The following is a 17,600-nucleotide window of genomic DNA, read 5'->3' on the forward strand; positions in this document are numbered from 1 at the left end:
CGGCGGCAGGCGGGGATGGGCATGGCGGATTCGAAGGGCAAGTCAAAGCCGGCTTTGCCGCAGGATTTCGACGCCTTGCGCGCTCTCACCCTGGCGCGCCAGAGTGAGTTGCCGAAGCGTCTGGCGCAGGTTGCCGAATACGCCCTCACCCATCCCGACGAGATCGCCTTTGGTACCACCACCGAGATCGCCGCCAAGGCCGAGGTGCAGCCCTCAACCTTGGTACGCTTCGCCAAGACCTTGGGTTATGCCGGTTTCTCCGACCTTCAGGAGGTGTTCCGCTCGCGCCTCAAGGATCGCTGGCCGAATTACCAGGAGCGTCTCGCCGCCTTGCGCCAGGCCCATGATCCCCGGAGTGGTTCCGGTGCCTTGCTCGACGGCTTCGTCGGCGCGGCGGCCGCATCCCTGCAACGCCTTCACAAGACCACCGACCCACAGGCGATCGATCAGGCTGCCGAGATCCTGGCTCGGGCTGAGACGATCTATCTCCTGGGACAGCGCCGCGCCTTCCCGATCGCGACCTATCTCGCTTATGCCTTTGCCAAGCTCCATATCCGCACGGTGCTGATCAGCAATCTCGCCAGCCTCGGCAGTGAAGAGGCGGCTTTTGCCGGACCCCGCGACGCGGCGCTCGCAATCAGCTTTACACCCTATACGCCCGTGACGCTGGGCCTCGCAGCCAGCCTCAAGGAACGCCAGGTGCCGCTCATCGCCATGACGGATTCGCCTTTCAGCCCGTTGGCGCCGGCCGCTTCGGTTCTCTTCGAAGTGGTGGAAACCGATTTCGCGGGCTTCCGCGCTCTCTCGGCCAGCCTCTGCCTCGCGATGACGCTCGCCGTCGCTGTCGGCGAGCGCCGCGCAAACCTCTGACGCTGCCCAGATCTTCAGCCCTTGAGGCTCACGGTTTTGCCTGTTTTTGCTGATTCTGTCGCTGCATCGGCGATCTCCAACGCGCGCAAGCCGTCATGCCCAGTGGGGTCCATCGCCGCCCCTGTGAGGATCGCCTCGACGAAGCTGTCGATCTCCGCACGGTAAGCCGCGGCATAGCGCTCCAGGAAGAACGGCAGGGCCGGTTCGCCGGTGAAACCCGACGCATCTGCCTTCTCGACGCTGGTGAGAGGAATATTGTGCGCCCGCAACATGCCGAGGCTGCCATGCACCTCGATGCGCTGGTCATAGCCATAGGTCGCCCGGCGTGAGCACGAGATCTGGCAGAGGCGCCCACGCGCAGTCTTCAGCGTCACCACGGCACTGTCGACATCGCCCGCAGCGCCGATCGCCGGGTCGACCAGGGCCGCCGCCATGGCCGAAACCTCGACCGGCTCCTCGCCCAGCAGGAAGCGTGCGAGATCGAGGTCGTGAATCATCATGTCGCGGAAAAGACCACCCGAGCGGGCGATATAGGAGATAGGCGGCGGCGCCGGATCCTTCGAGAAGATGCTGACGATTTCCGGGGCGCCGATCTCGCCCGCATCCAGCCTCTGTTTCAAGGCCCGGAAGTTGGGATCGAAGCGGCGGTTGAAGCCGATCATCAGCTTGGCGCCGGTCTTCGCGACCACGTCCAGGCATTGCTTGACGCGCGCGGCGGAAAGATCGACCGGCTTCTCGCAGAACACCGCCTTGCCCGCCTTCGCCGCCAGCTCGATGAGATCGGCATGGGTATCGGTCGGGCTGCAGATCAGCACCGCATCGATTGCCGCATCGGCCATGATCTCGTTGCTGCTCGCTTGCACCACGGCCCCGGTCGCCTTGGCAAGGCTTTGCGCCGCCTCGGCGCTCACATCCGTCACCGCGACCAGCCTGGCCTTGGGATGGGCCGCGACATTGCGCGCGTGGATCTGCCCGATTCGCCCCGCACCGAGCACAGCAACCCTGACCATTCGATGTTCTCCCGGATCTAAAAAGAGAATAAGTATTCCGTTGTTGACACAAGATAGAACGAATGTTTCATTATGGCAAGTTCGGCGCGCCGATCGGCCGCGTCGTCGCGCGACAATTTTCCGGACACCTTCTATAGCTTCCGGACCCACGGAGAACATGCATGGCGCAGGAGCGCGACGGCAAGGATCTCGACGTCATCACCATCGGCCGCGCCTCCGTGGATCTCTATGGCCAGCAGATCGGCGGCCGGCTCGAGGACATGGCGAGTTTTGCGAAATCCGTCGGCGGCTGCCCCACCAATATCGCCGTCGGCACCGCCCGCCTCGGCCTCAAATCGGCGCTCCTCACAAGGGTGGGCGACGAGCATATGGGCCGCTTCATCCGCGAACAATTAGCGCGCGAAGGCGTCGAGACCGCCGGCATTCGCACCGATCCCGCGCGCTTGACGGCGCTCGTCCTGCTCGGAATCCGCGACGAGGACAATTTCCCGCTCATCTTCTACCGCGAGAATTGCGCCGACATGGCGCTTGCCCCGGAAGATGTCGACGAGGCCCTCATTTCCCGCGCCCGCGCCATCGTCGTGACCGGCACGCATTTCTCGCGCGAGAATACCGAAGCCGCCCAGCTGCGCGCGATGCAGCTTGCCCGCCGGCATGGCGGCAAGATCGTCTTCGACATCGATTACCGGCCCAATCTCTGGGGCCTCGCCGGGCACAATGCGGGGGATTCCCGCTATGCGCCCTCCACCGCCGTCACCGAACGCCTGCAGCGCATCCTCCCCGATTGCGATCTCGTCATCGGCACATTGGAGGAGATCCGCATCGCCGCCGGCTGCGAGGAGCCCCTTGAGGCGCTCCGGCGCCTGCGTGCCCTCACCCAGGCCGTCATCGTGCTGAAGCGCGGTCCCATGGGCTGCGTCGTCTATCCGGACGCGATCCCCGCCAATCTCGATGACGGCATTGTCGGCGCCGGCTTCCCGATCGAGGTCTTCAACGTGCTGGGGGCGGGCGACGCCTTCATGTCCGGCTTCCTGCGCGGCTGGCTGCGCGGGGAAAAGCTGGCGACCTGCGCCACCTGGGCCAATGCCTGCGGTGCCATGGTGGTGTCGCGCCTCCTCTGCGCACCGGAAATTCCGACCTGGCCGGAGCTGCAATATTTCCTCGATCACGGCAGCCCCCAGCGCGCGCTGCGCCTCGATGCCGAGATCAACCACCGCCATTGGGCGACGACCCGGCGCGGCGACTGGCCGAACCTCATGGCCTTCGCGATCGATCACCGCGCGCAATTCGAGGCGATCGCCGACCGCCTCGGCGCCCCTCGCGATCGCATCGCCGCCTTCAAGGTCCTCGCCGTCGCGGCGGCGGCCAAGGTCGCCAATGGCCGCCCGGGCTTCGGCATGCTGATCGACGGCTCCTATGGCCGCGAGGCCTTGTTCCGTGCCGCCGATCACGATTTCTGGCTGGCGCGGCCGGTGGAACGGCCTGGCTCGCGGCCTTTGCGCTTCGAAACTCATGACCTCGGCAGCCATCTCGCCGATTGGCCGGTCACCCACACGATCAAATGCCTCTGCTTCTATCACCCGGACGATCCAGAAGCCCTGCGCGCCGAGCAGGAGGAACGCCTGCTGACGCTCCATGACGCGGCACGGAAGGCTGGGCGTGAGTTACTGATCGAGATCATCGCCGGCAAGAACGGTGCCTTGGGCGAAGAGACCGTGGCCGGCATCCTTTCCCGCCTCTATGATCTCGGCATCCGGCCGGATTGGTGGAAACTGGAACCGCACAAGATGGCCTCGGCCTGGCAGCGCATCGGCGATGTCATCCGATCGCGCGACCCGCTCTGCCGCGGTGTCGTCCTCCTCGGCCTCGAAGCCAGCGAGGATGACTTACGCGAGAGTTTCGAGCTTGCCGCCAGCGATCCCATCGTCAAAGGTTTCGCCGTCGGGCGCACCATCTTCGCCGACGCCGCCGAGGCCTGGCTTGCCGGGCGCATCGGCGACGATGCGGCGATCGCCGACATGGCCGAGCGCTTCGCCCAATTGACCGAGGCCTGGCGGCAGGCTCTGGCAAGGCATCGGCGCGCCGCTTAAAAAGACAGAACAAGACCGGCTCGGGCCGGCGAATGGGCAGGAAACCATGAGCAGCAAGACCACCCGTCACAAAACCGTTCGATTGACCATGGCCCAGGCCGTCGCGCGCTATCTCGCGGCGCAGCGCACCCAGCGCAACGGCCGCCAGGTACCGCTCTTCGCCGGCATTTGGGCGATCTTCGGCCATGGCAATGTCTCCGGCTTCGGCGAAGCGCTCTACCAGCATCGCCGCGATCTGCCGACCTACCGCGCCCATAACGAACAGGGCATGGCCCATGCCGCCATCGCCTTTGCCAAGGCGGCGCGGCGGCGCCAGGTGATGGCCTGCACCACCTCGATCGGGCCGGGTGCCACCAACATGGTGACGGCGGCGGCTCTCGCCCATGTCAACCGCCTGCCGGTGCTCTTCCTCCCCGGCGACGTCTTTGCCAACCGCCGCCCGGACCCCGTGCTGCAGCAAGTCGAGGATTGGGGCGACGGCACCGTCTCGGCGAATGATTGCTTCCGCCCGGTCTCGCGCTATTTCGACCGCATCACGCGCCCCGAACAGATCCTCGGCGCCCTTCCGCGCGCGCTCGGCATCCTCACGGATCCGGCGGAATGCGGTCCCGTGACGCTCGCCTTGTGTCAGGACGTCCAGGCCGAGGCCTATGACTATCCCGAAAGCTTCTTTGCAACCCGTCTCTGGCGGACGCGCCGCCCCGAACCCGACCGCGACGAACTCGCTTCCGCTCTCGCAGCCTTGCAGCGCGCCAGGAAGCCGCTCATCGTTGCCGGCGGCGGCGTGCTCTATGCCGAAGCGGAGGCAACCCTCGCCCGCTTCGCCGACCGCCACGGCATTCCGGTTGCCGAGACTCAGGCCGGGAAATCGAGCCTCGCGATCGATCATCGCTGTGCCATGGGAGCGATCGGTGTCACTGGCACCGCGGCAGCCAATGCGCTCGCCGCCGAAGCCGATGTCATCCTCGCCATCGGCACGCGCCTGCAGGATTTCACCACCGGCTCGCGCAGCCTGTTCCAGGGCAGGAACCGCCGCCTCATCGGCCTCAACACACAAGCCTTCGATGCAGCCAAGCACCACGGCGATTGCCTGGTCGCCGATGCGAAGGCTGGCCTCACCGCGCTCGGCCGCGGTCTTGGCGATTGGTCGGCGCCGCAAAGCTGGCAGAAGCGCGCTGCGAAACTGCAAGCCGACTGGCTCACCACCCATGCCCGCGCCGTCGCCGCCCCGCGCGGCAGCGCAATGCCCAGCGACGGCCAGGTGATCGGCGCCGTGCAGCGCGCGGGCAAGCCCAGCGACATCGTCGTCGGCGCCTCGGGCGGGCTGCCCGGCGAGCTTCACAAATTGTGGCAATCCGGCGCGCCCGGCGGCTACCATCTCGAATACGGTTATTCCTGCATGGGCTACGAGATCGCCGGTGGCCTCGGCGTCAAGATGGCGCGGCCGGATTGCGAAGTCATCGTCATGGTGGGCGACGGCTCCTATCTCATGATGAACTCCGAGCTTTCCACCTCGGTCATGCTCGGCCAGAAGCTCATCGTCGTCGTGCTCGACAATCGCGGCTATGGCTGCATCAACCGCCTGCAACAAGCTTGCGGCGGTGAGAGTTTTAACAACCTCCTGCGCGACGCCAAACACGCAACCTTGCCGGAGATCGATTTCGCGGCACACGCCAGGAGCCTCGGCGCCGAGGCGGTGCAGGTTTCGACCACCAGGGAACTGGAAGCGGCCCTCACCAAGGCGCGGGGCGCCAAGCGCAGCAGCGTCATCGTCATCGAAACCGATCCGCTTGCCACCACCAAGGCCGGCGGCCATTGGTGGGACGTGCCGGTACCGGAGGTTTCGACTCGTAACGACGTGCGCGAGGCACACCGCAAGTATGCCAAGGCCACCAGACAGCAGATCATCGGAGAATAGAGAATATGGGCGTTCGTTTCGGCACCAACCCCATCGCCTGGTCGAATGACGATCTGCGTTCCCTGGGTGGCGCGACACCGCTGGAGACCTGCCTCCGCGAGGCGAAACAGGCGGGTTTCGAAGGGATCGAGCTCGGCCACAAATTCCCCCGCGAGGCGCCGGCCCTGAAAGCGGCCCTGGCGCCGAGCGGCCTCGATCTTGTCTCCGGCTGGTATTCCTGCGCCCTGCTGGAACGCGACGCAGCCGCCGAGATCCAGGCGATGCAGCCCCATCTCGATCTCCTCAAGGCCATGGGCTGCAAGGTCCTCATCATCGCCGAGACATCGAACGCGATCCACGGCGCGCAGGAGCGCCCGGTCTCCACGCGGCCGCATCTCCCCGCCGGCGGCTGGGCTGCCTTCGGCCGGCGCATGGACGAGGTCGGGCGCCATGTCGGCAAGGCCGGCCTCAAGCTGGTCTATCACCATCACATGGGCACGATTGTCGAAAGTACCGAGGATATCGATGCCTTCATGGCGGCGACCGGCCCCGACGTTTATCTCCTGCTCGATACCGGCCATGCTACCTTCGCCGGCGCGGATCCGGTGGCGCTCGCCCACCGCTACCGCGACCGCATCGCACATGTGCATTGCAAGGATATCCGCCGCGACGTGCTCTCCCGCATCCGCCTCGCCGACAAAAGCTTCCTCGACGCCGTGGTTGCCGGTACCTTTACCGTACCCGGCGACGGCTGCGTCGATTTTACCGCCGTGCTCAGCGAACTTCCCGGCTATGCCGGTTGGCTGGTGGTAGAAGCGGAGCAGGATCCCGAGAAGGCCAATCCGCTCAAATACGCCACGATGGGTGCTGCCAATCTGAAACGCTTCGCCGCCGCAGCGGGCCTCGCCTGAGGCAAGGAGGAATCGAGATGTCGCCATTACTGGTCAAGGCTCAGGCTCCAGATGCCAGCGGCTGTACCTTGAAGATCACGCCGGAAAGTGCCGGCTGGCGCTATGTCGGCTTCAGCACCTATCGCCGCAAGCCGGGTGAGACCCTCGCCTTCCGGACGCCCGACAAGGAAACCTGCATGGTCATCCTCTCCGGCACGGCGAGCGTGAAGGCCGGCGACCAGCTCTTCGCGCGTATCGGCAAGCGCCGGAACGTCTTCGAAGGAAAGGCCACCTCGGTCTATCTCCCCGCCGACACGCCGCTGGAGATCACCGCGGAAAGCGAGCTCGAATTCGCTCTCTGCACCGCACCCGGCGGCAAGGACGGCAAGGTGCGCCTGATCGCCCCCGAAGATGTCGGCGAAGAGACGCGCGGCGAGGCAACGAACCAGCGCCATGTGCGCAACATCCTGCCCGACACGGCCGAAGCCGACAGCCTGCTGGTGGTCGAAGTGATCACGCCGGGCGGGCATTGGTCATCCTATCCGCCGCACAAGCATGACCGCGACGCCCTGCCCGAGGAATCTTTCCTGGAGGAGACCTATTACCATCGCCTGAAACTCGCCCAGGGCTTCGCCTTCCAGCGCGTCTATACCGACGACCGCTCGATCGACGAGACCATGGCGGTCGAGGATGGCGATTGCGTGATGGTGCCGCGTGGCTATCACCCGGTGGGCGCGCCGCACGGCTATGACCTCTATTATCTCAACGTCATGGCCGGCCCGAAGCGCAAATGGGTCTTCAAGAACGACCCCCAGCATGAATGGATGCTGAAAAAGGCCTGAACAGCGTCTCTATGAGGATGTGATCGTCTGGCAATCCCGGAATGAGCCGGTCACATTGACCATGCCCTCGCGCCCAGCCACTCTCGTTGTGACGCGGCCGATGACGGCAGCCGTGAGATAGCCCGCAGCGCGCAATTCAGCGACACAATCTGCGGCCCGGTCCGAGGCAATTCCGGCGAGAAGGCCACCGGAGGTCTGCGGATCGAAAAGAAGCGCTTTCGCCGGCTCGTCGATATCATCCCGCAGTATCCCGAGTTGCGCGAGATTTGCCGGCAGGAGTGTCGATGCCACACCGGCCTGCGCCAACACGAGAGCACCCGGATAAAGTGGCACTTTGGCGAGATCAAGCTCGGCATCGGCGCCGCTGGCGGCGAGCATTTCGCCAAGATGTCCCACCAGGCCGAAACCAGTCACATCGGTCGTCGCCTTTGCCTGGTATCGGCGCAGGATCTCCGAGGCAATTCGATTGGATCGGCGCATTTCTGCGAGAGCCACAGCGGTGGATTCCGCACCTGCCAGACCGCGCATGGCGGCGGCGAAGAGAACACCGGTGCCCAGGGGGCGAGTGAGGACCAAAGCGTCCCCCGGCGACAGCCCACCCTTGCGCGTCATATGCTCCGCCGACACCTCGCCGGTGATGGAAAAGCCAAGTGCCAGTTCCGCTCCTTCGCTGGAATGGCCGCCGACCAGCGCCACATTGTCGCGATCGAGGCAGGCTCGCGCGCCTGCCAAAAGCTGAAATAGACTCTCCTCGACCTTGGCTGACGATCCCGCCGGCACGACGGCGATGGCCAGAGCGTGGCGCGGCTCGCCACCCATGGCAAACACATCGTTGAGAGCGTGATTGGCGGCGATCTCGCCGAAGACATAGGGATCGTCGATAAAGGCGCGGAAAAAATCGACCGTCTGCAGAAGGAAGCCCGTTCGCGGCGGGAGGGTCACGGCTGCATCATCCGGCATGCCGATCCCGACGACGACATCCTCGGTTAGCGGTGGCGCCAATCGTGCGAGCGCCCGAGCAAGCGGTTCCGGTCCGACTTTTGCGGCACATCCTCCACAACGCATGTCGTCTATCGTATTCCTCGACGAAGATCGTGCCGACATCCGCGCCTGCATCGCAGCGACGTCCTGGTACATCCGCATCCACCGCCGATCGATCCAATCCTTCCAGGACCAGACCCAGTTGCCCTCCATTTTCAGCCAGCCACGCGAGGCGATTGCGTAGCGCTCTCCGGTTGAGATCAGCGCCAGATGGCGGCGTTGCGGCCGCCAATCCTTGAGTTTTTCGCCCCGTACACGACGACGCAGATTGCGTGCGAGCGGCGGCCCGGCGCGAACCGCAAAGACGCCCGCTTTCTCGCGCGGTGTTCCGGCAAGGGTAATGCAATCGCCGGCACCGAACACATCGGGATCGTTGTCGATCTGCAACGTCTGCCGCGCCAACAGGAAGCCGTCATCATCGGTCGCGAGCCCCGTTCCGCCGAACCAGGAGGGCGCACTAGCACCCGTCGTCACCAGCACGGCCTCCGCCCAGATATACTCGCCGGATTCCAGCGTGATCCCCGCAGCATCTACTGCCTTTGCCGCGCTGTGCTCATAGAGTGCAGTGCCGCGCAATGCCAGTATCCGACGGAAAGCGTTGCGCACGTGCTCATGATGAGTCGGCAGGATGGTATCGGCCGTTACCAGGCTGAACGAAAACGCGGCTGCATCGCGCCCATCTGCACGCGCCTCTGCCAGCAACCGCTCGCGTACCGACAGCAGCAATTCGACACCGCCGGCACCGCCGCCGATGACCGCGATTCGGCGCGGTCCGTCCGCGGCCCGGCAATGCACAAGCAATGCCTTTAACTTGGTCAGAAACGAGCCGATCGGCTTTACCGCGATACCATATTCCACGGCACTTGCGATGTGATTCAGTGCCGGCGTGATACCGACGTCAATCGACAGAAGATCATAGGCGATCGGTGGTCGGTCGCGAAGATGGACACGCTTCGCCATTCGGTCCAGCCCGATCGCCTCGGCATGGATCAGCCGGGTATGTGTGACCGCTGCAAGGCGAACGAGATCGATATGCGCCTCCGCCTCGCCATAGATGCCGGCAACGACGCCCGGCATCATTCCGGAATACGGTGTCGCGAGATCACGCGTGATCAGCGTAAGGCGCACCCCCAGCTCGGATTGCATGGCAAATGCTTTCAGCACATGCACATGGGCATGGCCGCCACCGATCAGCACAATGTCGTTGCGAACGGCCGGATCGTTATTCATGCCTGCCGCCGACGCCACGGTTTCATCCAGCGCTGGCCTCTTCGATCATCAATCGCCGCCCCTCGCGATTAAAAAAATGACCTTCGTTGAGAAACAGCAAATTGTCCGATATGCGCAGCTCGATCTCACGCAACCTGTCACGCGCGGCCGCGTTATCGAGCGGTCCTCCTTCCGGTGCAGCCACAGGGAAGAAGCAGGCACCATTCCACGTGGCCGGCGCGCCGGCGAACAGGGCTAGGACTTCCAGCCAGACAATTTCGTCGCCGATCACGTTGAGATAGGTGGAGGCTACAGGCAGCACCGCCACGTCACCAATCTCGACCAGGATGATCAGGGCCGTAAAGGAACCCTGGTCCGCGAATTCCTGAACAATCCAGTCCTCGAACTCGACACCGGGCACTTGCGGATCAGAAATCGACAAGCGGCGTCTCCACCATGGGCTGATCGAACAGGTTCCAGAACGAGGTTGATTGCGAACTCTCGTACCATGCTTCAAAAACGATCATCTCCTCCACGACATTGGGAGCCGGCACCTCCTCTGCCGGCTGAAGATGTGCGAACATGGCCTTGGCGACCAGGGCGAAACGCGTCAGCACAGCCGATCGCGCCTCGTCATCCTCGCTCAGCCAGCCCAGCTTCGCGCGCAGGATGGCAAGGCAATTGGCTACCGCCATTTCTTCACTTTCGGCCCGACCGACGGCATCGCTCATCACCTGCAGCAGGCCCAGGCGGCGAAAGGCGAAGCTGCGCGCGCGTTCAAGCAGCTTGATCCTATCAGCCGCCTCGCGCCGGTAAGCCTTTTCGGCCATCGCGGCCTCATGTGCCGCGGTATCCAGCACCTGCAGGAACGAACTTGAACCGATCATCGCCGCACCTCCCGCGATTGTGGCGGAAGAGAGTGGGAGTCGAACCCACCAAGGACCGTCTCGCGACCCTTCCCGGATTTGAAGTCCGGACGCCCCACCGGGGACGTATCTCCTCCAATCGTCATCTGCGGCGCCTCCACGGATACACGCCGCGCGAAAAGATCAACCCGATTGGCATTGACTCGCCGCCAATCGCCGCGACGCAAAGTAAAGCCCTGACGGTCGAAGAATTCCAGTATTTGAATGGCGACCTTGCGGCCATTGTCCAGCCGGTCCCGGAACGCCGCGGCATTGAAGCGGGTATCAGCGGATCTTGCCGCCACATCCGCCGCGATTTCAGCCATCTCGGCAATCGTGTCGCTGAGGAAAAAGTGATCCGGCGCCACCTCGTCGACGTCGCCGCGCCGTGCCGCCAGGCGGAAAACCCGGCGCACAATCTTTTCGTCGATGGCGAATTCCTGGGCGACATCGCGCACGCGCGGCGGCCGAAAGCGGTTGTCCCCACCCAGAAGTGGCAGCGCTCGCGCCCAGATCGTCTCCTCCTCGGCGCTCATGCGGACTTCGTGAGAGGGCCGCCGCAGCCAAGCGCGATCCACGATGACAGCGCCCTCCTCGACCAAAAGTCGGATAGCCTCGGCGAAGACTGGCGCCGGCAGGCGAGGCTGCAGCATAAGGCGCAATTTTTCCTGCGCCATTCCCTGCATGTCTGGCCGGTCGGCATGAAGTTGATCGAGCGCTGCGATTGCCGTCTCTGCATAGCGGCGCCAGATGGCACGGCGCAGCGCGTTGGCTGTGCCGGGAAGGATGACGAGATCGAGTTTTTCCACGGCCTGCACCACCGCCACCGATGCCGCCGCCCAATCACGGAAGAATGCCGCAAGATCGACGAAGCCGCGCGGGCCGTCCAGAGCACCGGCAAGAGCTGCAAGCGGATCCGCAACATCCAGAGACTGCAATTCGGCACGCCGTTCCGATGACCGCCGCTTGCGTTCCGGCGCCCGGAGATCCAGCAGGACGCCGCCGCCGAGTGTATGGCTGGCGGATGTATCGCGGATGACAAAGCGGTCGCCCGCCGCGACCGCAATCGGGTGCTCCAGCACAAACTGCACGAATTCGGTCTCTCCCGGCGCGATCGGCGTATCTCGCAGCACGACGATACGCGCGGCAACATCCGCGGCACCGCAATGCAATCGCACCGGCATCCATTGACCGATCGCCTTTGGCGCCGACCGCAGAACCCTCAGCCGAGCATCAATACGGTCGGCGGGCGCATGCAGGCTTGGATCGACAACCACATCGCCACGCCGCACGGATTCCTTGCTGATATCGGGACCGACCAAAGCCAGTGCACAACGCTCGCCGGCTCGCCCTTCCCGGGCGGCGCTATTCTGCACATGCAGCGAGCGCACGCGCGCCTTGAGGCCGCTGGGGCTCAGGACGACGTTGTCACCGACAGATATCCTGCCCGACAGCACCGTGCCGGTGGCGATCGTCCCGGTGCCCGTCAGCGTGAAGGAGCGGTCTACCGCCAGCCGGAAACGACCATCGGCCGCACGCAATGCCGTCTCTTGGCATAGGCTGTCCAGCCGTCCCGCCAGCAGGTCGATACCATCGCCGGTCAGCGAAGAGACAGGGATTATTTCGGTGCCGCCGAGGCTGGTCGCGGCGAGTGTCGCATCGATCTCTGCACGGACCGCATGGCGGCGCGCCTCGTCAACCAAATCGATCTTCGTGAGGGCAACGACGCCGCGCGAAAGCCCAAGCAGATCAATAATCGCCAGATGCTCGCGGGTCTGCGGCATGATGCCGTCATCGGCCGCAACGACCAGCAGAACACAATCGATACCGGTGGCACCAGCCAGCATGTTGTGCACCAGCTTTTCGTGGCCTGGAACATCGATGAAACCTATGACCGTACCATCCGGCCGCGGCCAATAGGCGAAACCGAGATCGAGTGTGATGCCACGCGCCTTCTCTTCCGGCAGGCGATCGGCATCGATACCGGTGATGGCCCGCACCAACGCGGTTTTGCCATGATCGATATGCCCGGCGGTGCCGACGATCATGGCACCACCCCGGGCAGCGGTTCCGCGGCGCGCGCTTCCGCCAGAATCCGCTCTTCCGCATCGCAGGCCGCCAGCGCCGCCGGCAGGAACGGCTGGGCCAGCACGCTGCCGCCACGCTGACTGCGCAGCAGCCAGGTCAGGGCCAGAACAGCGTCCTTTGCCACCCCGGCACCGATGTGATGGGCGGCACCCAGCATGGCTTGGCCGTCGGCATCTCCTGCGGCCGCCGCCCTCCCCCACCATGCCGCCGCCGACGCCGGATCGCGTGGAACCCCCAGTGCATTGTGATAGAGCATGCCAATGCGGGTCATGGCGCTCGCGATCCCTTGCCGGGCGGCAGCTTCCGCCCAGTGGCGCGCCGCGTCGTAATCCGGCGGCAACAGATCGCCTTCGAGCAGCAACCAGGAGAGCATATCCTGCGCTTCCGCGTCGCCCTGTTCTGCCGCCGCGCGATACCAATGCGCCGCCTGGATCGGATCCATCTCGACCAATTCACCCTTGAAGTAGAGGGTTGCGAGATTGCGCTGGCCGATGGCGTCTCCCGCTTCCGCGGCAAGCGTCAGCCATTGCAAAGCCAAGGCTCCATCCGGCGCGACCCCCAGCCCATTCGCGAAGCAGGCACCGACATTGCTCTGGGCGCGCGCGATGCCGGCCTGCGCCAGCGGCCCCCAAATGGCGAGGGCCGTCGCATAATCGCCTTGGGCCGCCACATCATAGGATTCCGAAAGACGCGCGGTGACCTCCGCTGAATCGAGCGGCCTGGGCGCCATGGTGTCAGGCGCCGGCATGGGCACTTTCCGCAAGCTCAAGAGCCGTAAAATTCGCAGCGAATCCCGCTTCGTCTTCCAGGCAGCGCAGATCGAGGATCAGCGCGTCATCGGCGATCCTGCCGATGACCGGCACCGGAAGGCGGCGGAACACAGCGGCAAGCATCATCAGCGCACGGCCCCGTCCACGCGATTTGACCGGATGGATTGCGATCCCGGCACTGGGCAGGGTTTCCAGCGGCAATGCGCCTGAACCGATCTGGCTCGCGCAGGCGATCACTTCCACCCGGAAAGCCGCCCCCAGCTTGCCGGCGAGTATCGCCACCACGCGATGCGCCAGAGATTCTATCTCGGACTGTGGGCGCGCCAGCAAGCGGATCGTCGGCAGGCGCTCGACGAGCCGTTCCGGGTCTCGATACAACTTCAGCGTTGCTTCGAGAGCCGCCAGGCGAATCTTGTCGACGCGCAGCGCGCGCTTCATCGGATTGCGGTTGATGCGAGCCAGCAATTCCTTTCGTCCGACGATGAAACCGGTCTGCGGACCACCCAGCAGCTTGTCGCCGGAAAATGTAACGAGATCGGCACCTTCAGCGATCGCCTCCGCGACCGTCGGCTCGTGCGACAGGCCGAAGCGTGTCAGATCCACCAGCGTGCCGGAGCCAAGATCGTTGACCAACGGTACGCCGCGCGCCTGTGCCAGGTGGGCCAGATCGCCCGCACCGACTTCCTTGGTGAAGCCCTGCACCCGGTAATTCGACGTATGCACCTTGAGAACGAGTCCGGTTCTGGCGCCGATCGCCTCGACATAGTCTTTTGGATGTGTGCGGTTGGTCGTGCCCACTTCCACCAACCTCGCACCGGCACGGCTCATGATCTCGGGCAGGCGAAAGGCGCCGCCGATTTCGATCAGTTCACCGCGCGAGACGATCGCCTCGCGCCCCTTGGCGAGCGTATTGAGGACCAGCAGGATCGCCGCGGCGTTGTTGTTGACGATCGTCGCATCCTCCGCCCCCGTAAGCTCGCACAGCAAGCCGCGCAAGTGATCGTCGCGTTCACCGCGTCGTCCGGTTTCGAGATCGAATTCCAGCGCGGTCGCCGCGCGCATCACGGCAGTGGCCGCGGCAATGGCGGCTTCCGCCAGCAAGGCGCGACCGAGATTGGTATGCAGCACCGTACCGGTCAGATTGAAGACGGGGCGCAGGCTCGGCACGGATTGCGCCTCTAGCCGTGCATGCGCGCTCACCGCAACCAGTTCGGCCACAGCGCCGCTGCCACTGCTCCGCGCATCGGCGATGGTATCGCGGATGGAATCAACGACTGCCGGGCGCCCGAATATCTCAATAGCCCGGCCAGCAATCTCGGTCCGTAGCACTTCATCGACCGACGGCAAACGTGCGGATGGATGACCAGGATGTGACATCCGATCCGCTCCTCAATAGCCCAGCAGGAACGGATTGACGCCACCCCGCCTGAAATCGCTCCCGCGCAACAGCAGATCCAGGCCGAGGCTAGCGACATCGTCGGCGACCGGGTCGACCGCTGGATCGATATGCTGGTGCAGGATTTTCACGTAACCGCGGCAGATCTTGCAGGTCTCGGCCTTGACCGTACCCGGGCCACCTTCGATTTCCTGATAGGAAATGCCTTCGGTCGAGCCACACAATGTGCATTTGATCCGCACATAGTTCCACAACGTGCCGCAAAGAGCGCAGGCGCAATAACGCGTGCCATGGGCGCCCTGCCAGCCCACCACCATCGAACTCACCGGCGGCCCACCGCAGACGGGGCAAACACCGTCGCCCACCGCAACCAGGGATTTGGCGACGAGATGCGATGCCAGGCGGGCAAAATGCACCTGCAGGGCGGCGGCAACGAAGACATGCTCGGCCAGCATCTCCATCGGGATGGCATGAGAAAGGATCGCGCGCACCATCTCACCCGACGTCAGAGGGACGTCGGCACGGAGCCGCGCCAGAGCGGTCGACGCCTCCTCCGGCATGTCGATTTCTCCCAGGAACGACAGGAGACGGTCGAACGTCGTCTCGAAAACCGCGTCGGCAGCAAAGCGTTCGCGATCGAGCGGCGGCATGGCGAAATCGCGTGCGCGCTTCAGCGTCGCCGTATCGGGAAGGAGTGGGGCCGGCAGATCGCTTTGGACGTGGCTCTGAGCATCCGCTATGTCGGCGAGGAACAACAAATAGGGTCGCAGCTCATTGCGTTCCGCGAGGAAACGAAACCGCTCTGCCCGATCACGGAATAGCTGACCTGGGTCGGGGAGTCGAGCGAAAGGCGGGTTCGCAATCTCGCCAATGACTGTCATGTCGCCCTGGGGGGCGCCGCTCTTTGCCATTACCTACCTCACGAACCGCACGGGTCACGCTTTGGGTATCAAAGAACCCCTATTCGGCCGGTTTCTTGTCGGCACCGGATTTCTCGGTCTTGCCGGTCACCAGTTCCCGCAGCCATTTGCGGTGATGCCGCCAAGCCCAGCCACCGGTCACCGATCCCTTGACCATGGCGCGAATTGTACCCCTTACCCAGATCGCTGCATAGACGTGGACAATCCAGACGCAAATGATGACGATCGCCGCCAGCGAATGCAGCAGCATCGCGATCCGCTTCTGTTCGACGCTGCTATAAGCCGAGAAATACTGGTCCCAGATCACCAACCCGCTGCAGATCAGGGCGATGATGAGGATCGACATCAGCCAGAACACCATCTTCTGGCCGGCATTGTATTTGCCAATCTCCGGCAGCTTCTCCTCATGCCCGGCCAGCACGTCATGCAGGCGCGCCATCCATGTTCCGTCCTCGCGTTTCCATAGATTGGCCCGCCAAAAGCGCAAAAACAGACCAAGGAAACTGAAGAACAGGACGACGCCGATCCAGGGATGCAAGGCGCGCGTGGTCTCGCCGCCGCCGAACAAAGCGGTCAGGAAGAACAGTTTGGGGTGGAAAAGCGCAAGGCCGGAGATGGCGAGCAGAACCAGGCTCGCCGCCGTGATCCAGTGATTGATGCGCGCCGCCGTGGTGTAGCGATCCACCGTGACTGGATCGCCCGCATGCACCTGTTCGCTTCTCTCGGAATTTTTGCCCGTCATGGCCTGCGATCTCCCGTCTCGCCTTCGGCAAGGCGCTTCGCATTCTTCTCATCCTCGTCGGAAACCTTGTTTGCGCCCGAGATGATGTGATGCAGGAAACCGATGCCAACGAAGGAGGCGATCGCGGTCAATCCGGCATATTTGGTGATGCCCTTCCAGACCTCGACCACGGGGCTGATCTTCGGGTCCTTCGGGAGATCGGCATAGATCTGTGGCTTGTCGGCGTGGTGCAGAACGTACATTACATGGGTCCCGCCAACGCCCGGCGGGTCATAGAGGCCTGCATTGGCGAAGCCGCGGGATTTCAGATCCTCGATCCGGCCGGCGGCGTGCTGCTTCATCTCTTCCTTGGTGCCGAACACGATCGCCTGTGTCGGGCAAGCCTTTGCGCAGGCAGGCCCCTGGCCCACCGCCACACGATCCGAGCATAAAGTGCATTTATACGCCTTATGATCAGTCTTCGAGATGCGCGGTATGTTGAACGGGCAGCCCTTCACGCAGTACCCGCAGCCGATGCAATTCTCGTGCACGAAATCAACAATGCCGTTGGAATATTGCACGATGGCGCCGGGCGCCGGACAAGCCTTGAGACAGCCCGGATCGGCGCAATGCATGCAGCCATCCTTGCGGATCAGCCATTCCAGATTCTCGGTCTCCGGATTTTCCCATTCGGTAAACCGCATCAGCGTGAAGGTGGCTGGCGTCAGGTCATGCGGATTCTCGTAGAGACCGCGATTGACACCAACCTCCTCGCGCAGATCGTTCCATTCGAGGCACGCGACCTGGCAGGCTTTGCAACCGATACATTTGGAGACATCGATGAGCTTCGCCACCTCGGTCAGCTGACGTGCCGGAACCGGCACGTCGGAGGCCGAGCGACGAACCAGATCTTCTGCACCGAACTGCAGCGCGGAAGGCTGGACAGAGGGA

At 64.0% G+C, this 17,600-nt stretch carries 14 protein-coding genes, 1 tRNA gene and 1 pseudogene; 5 read left to right on the top strand and 11 right to left on the bottom strand.

All coding sequences use genetic code 11. The features are described 5' to 3' along the window. Positions 1-21 precede the first annotated feature (21 nt). Positions 22-870 carry a MurR/RpiR family transcriptional regulator gene (locus ACE3PR_RS03915; RefSeq protein WP_374368424.1) on the top strand — a complete coding sequence of 283 codons (849 nt, stop codon included), beginning with the start codon at positions 22-24 and terminating at the stop codon, positions 868-870. A 14-nt stretch (positions 871-884) separates the two neighbouring features. Here the strand turns inward: ACE3PR_RS03915 and iolG are convergent, their stop codons facing one another. After that, complete coding sequence (gene iolG / locus ACE3PR_RS03920) at positions 885-1,880, bottom strand: inositol 2-dehydrogenase (protein WP_374368427.1); 996 nt, start codon at positions 1,878-1,880, stop codon at positions 885-887. A gap of 161 nt (positions 1,881-2,041) precedes the next feature. On the opposite strand from iolG, the gene iolC reads away from it, so the two are divergent. The 4 genes from iolC to iolB are packed head-to-tail and all read left to right on the top strand — an operon-like array spanning position 2,042 to position 7,599. Further along, on the top strand, positions 2,042-3,970 hold the full coding sequence (gene iolC / locus ACE3PR_RS03925) for a 5-dehydro-2-deoxygluconokinase (RefSeq protein WP_374368430.1): 1,929 nt from the start codon (positions 2,042-2,044) through the stop codon (positions 3,968-3,970). A 46-nt stretch (positions 3,971-4,016) separates the two neighbouring features. Continuing rightward, a complete protein-coding gene (gene iolD / locus ACE3PR_RS03930) occupies positions 4,017-5,888 on the top strand; it encodes a 3D-(3,5/4)-trihydroxycyclohexane-1,2-dione acylhydrolase (decyclizing) (RefSeq protein WP_374368433.1) in 1,872 nt (623 codons plus the stop codon). 5 nt (positions 5,889-5,893) lie between these two features. Next, positions 5,894-6,778 carry a myo-inosose-2 dehydratase gene (iolE, locus tag ACE3PR_RS03935; protein ID WP_374368437.1) on the top strand — a complete coding sequence of 295 codons (885 nt, stop codon included), beginning with the start codon at positions 5,894-5,896 and terminating at the stop codon, positions 6,776-6,778. Positions 6,779-6,795: 17 nt separating this feature from the next. After that, a complete protein-coding gene (iolB, locus tag ACE3PR_RS03940; RefSeq protein WP_374368439.1) occupies positions 6,796-7,599 on the top strand; it encodes a 5-deoxy-glucuronate isomerase in 804 nt (267 codons plus the stop codon). Positions 7,600-7,608: 9 nt separating this feature from the next. Here iolB and selD read toward each other — a convergent pair whose 3' ends face one another. From selD to fdxH, 10 genes and pseudogenes are all read right to left on the bottom strand, one after another. Beyond that, a complete protein-coding gene (gene selD, locus ACE3PR_RS03945) occupies positions 7,609-9,870 on the bottom strand; it encodes a selenide, water dikinase SelD (RefSeq protein ID WP_374368441.1) in 2,262 nt (753 codons plus the stop codon). A gap of 22 nt (positions 9,871-9,892) precedes the next feature. After that, positions 9,893-10,291, bottom strand: coding sequence for a hypothetical protein (locus ACE3PR_RS03950; RefSeq protein ID WP_374368443.1), 399 nt, complete (start codon positions 10,289-10,291; stop codon positions 9,893-9,895). After that, positions 10,278-10,736, bottom strand: a complete 459-nt coding sequence (locus tag ACE3PR_RS03955) for a hypothetical protein (RefSeq protein ID WP_374368445.1) — start codon at positions 10,734-10,736, stop codon at positions 10,278-10,280. Before ACE3PR_RS03955 ends, ACE3PR_RS03950 begins: the two co-directional genes overlap by 14 nt. 20 nt (positions 10,737-10,756) lie before the next feature. Then, positions 10,757-10,852, bottom strand: a tRNA-Sec gene (locus ACE3PR_RS03960). Between the two features lie 78 nt (positions 10,853-10,930). Then, a pseudogene (gene selB, locus ACE3PR_RS03965) lies at positions 10,931-12,802 on the bottom strand (selenocysteine-specific translation elongation factor); the annotation flags it as partial. Next, positions 12,799-13,590 (bottom strand): tetratricopeptide repeat protein, encoded by a 792-nt coding sequence (locus ACE3PR_RS03970; protein WP_374368447.1) that lies wholly within the window; start codon positions 13,588-13,590, stop codon positions 12,799-12,801. The gene ACE3PR_RS03970 and the pseudogene selB, both read right to left, overlap by 4 nt. Beyond that, positions 13,577-14,989, bottom strand: a complete 1,413-nt coding sequence (gene selA, locus ACE3PR_RS03975) for an L-seryl-tRNA(Sec) selenium transferase (protein WP_374368449.1) — start codon at positions 14,987-14,989, stop codon at positions 13,577-13,579. Before selA ends, ACE3PR_RS03970 begins: the two co-directional genes overlap by 14 nt. A gap of 12 nt (positions 14,990-15,001) precedes the next feature. Continuing rightward, a complete protein-coding gene (fdhE, locus tag ACE3PR_RS03980) occupies positions 15,002-15,919 on the bottom strand; it encodes a formate dehydrogenase accessory protein FdhE (protein ID WP_374368451.1) in 918 nt (305 codons plus the stop codon). 49 nt (positions 15,920-15,968) lie between these two features. Further along, positions 15,969-16,670: a formate dehydrogenase subunit gamma gene (locus tag ACE3PR_RS03985; RefSeq protein WP_374368453.1), complete on the bottom strand. Its 702-nt coding sequence runs from the start codon at positions 16,668-16,670 to the stop codon at positions 15,969-15,971. Further along, a complete protein-coding gene (fdxH, locus tag ACE3PR_RS03990; protein ID WP_374369316.1) occupies positions 16,667-17,578 on the bottom strand; it encodes a formate dehydrogenase subunit beta in 912 nt (303 codons plus the stop codon). Before fdxH ends, ACE3PR_RS03985 begins: the two co-directional genes overlap by 4 nt. Positions 17,579-17,600 lie beyond the last annotated feature (22 nt).

The sequence above is a fragment of the Dongia sp. genome (assembly GCF_041909655.1).
Classification (GTDB): Bacteria; Pseudomonadota; Alphaproteobacteria; order Dongiales; family Dongiaceae; genus Dongia.

Bases quoted from the DNA above. Each gene is read 5' to 3' on its own strand.
- iolE (WP_374368437.1), top strand. From the start codon at position 5,894: ATGGGCGTTCGTTTCGGCACCAACCCCATCGCCTGGTCGAATGACGAT.
- selD (WP_374368441.1), bottom strand. From the start codon at position 9,870: ATGAATAACGATCCGGCCGTTCGCAACGACATTGTGCTGATCGGTGGC.
- ACE3PR_RS03985 (WP_374368453.1), bottom strand. From the start codon at position 16,670: ATGACGGGCAAAAATTCCGAGAGAAGCGAACAGGTGCATGCGGGCGAT.
- iolD (WP_374368433.1), top strand. From the start codon at position 4,017: ATGAGCAGCAAGACCACCCGTCACAAAACCGTTCGATTGACCATGGCC.
- iolG (WP_374368427.1), bottom strand. From the start codon at position 1,880: ATGGTCAGGGTTGCTGTGCTCGGTGCGGGGCGAATCGGGCAGATCCAC.
- ACE3PR_RS03915 (WP_374368424.1), top strand. From the start codon at position 22: ATGGCGGATTCGAAGGGCAAGTCAAAGCCGGCTTTGCCGCAGGATTTC.
- iolC (WP_374368430.1), top strand. From the start codon at position 2,042: ATGGCGCAGGAGCGCGACGGCAAGGATCTCGACGTCATCACCATCGGC.
- fdhE (WP_374368451.1), bottom strand. From the start codon at position 15,919: ATGGCAAAGAGCGGCGCCCCCCAGGGCGACATGACAGTCATTGGCGAG.
- selA (WP_374368449.1), bottom strand. From the start codon at position 14,989: ATGTCACATCCTGGTCATCCATCCGCACGTTTGCCGTCGGTCGATGAA.
- ACE3PR_RS03955 (WP_374368445.1), bottom strand. From the start codon at position 10,736: ATGATCGGTTCAAGTTCGTTCCTGCAGGTGCTGGATACCGCGGCACAT.
- ACE3PR_RS03970 (WP_374368447.1), bottom strand. From the start codon at position 13,590: ATGCCGGCGCCTGACACCATGGCGCCCAGGCCGCTCGATTCAGCGGAG.
- iolB (WP_374368439.1), top strand. From the start codon at position 6,796: ATGTCGCCATTACTGGTCAAGGCTCAGGCTCCAGATGCCAGCGGCTGT.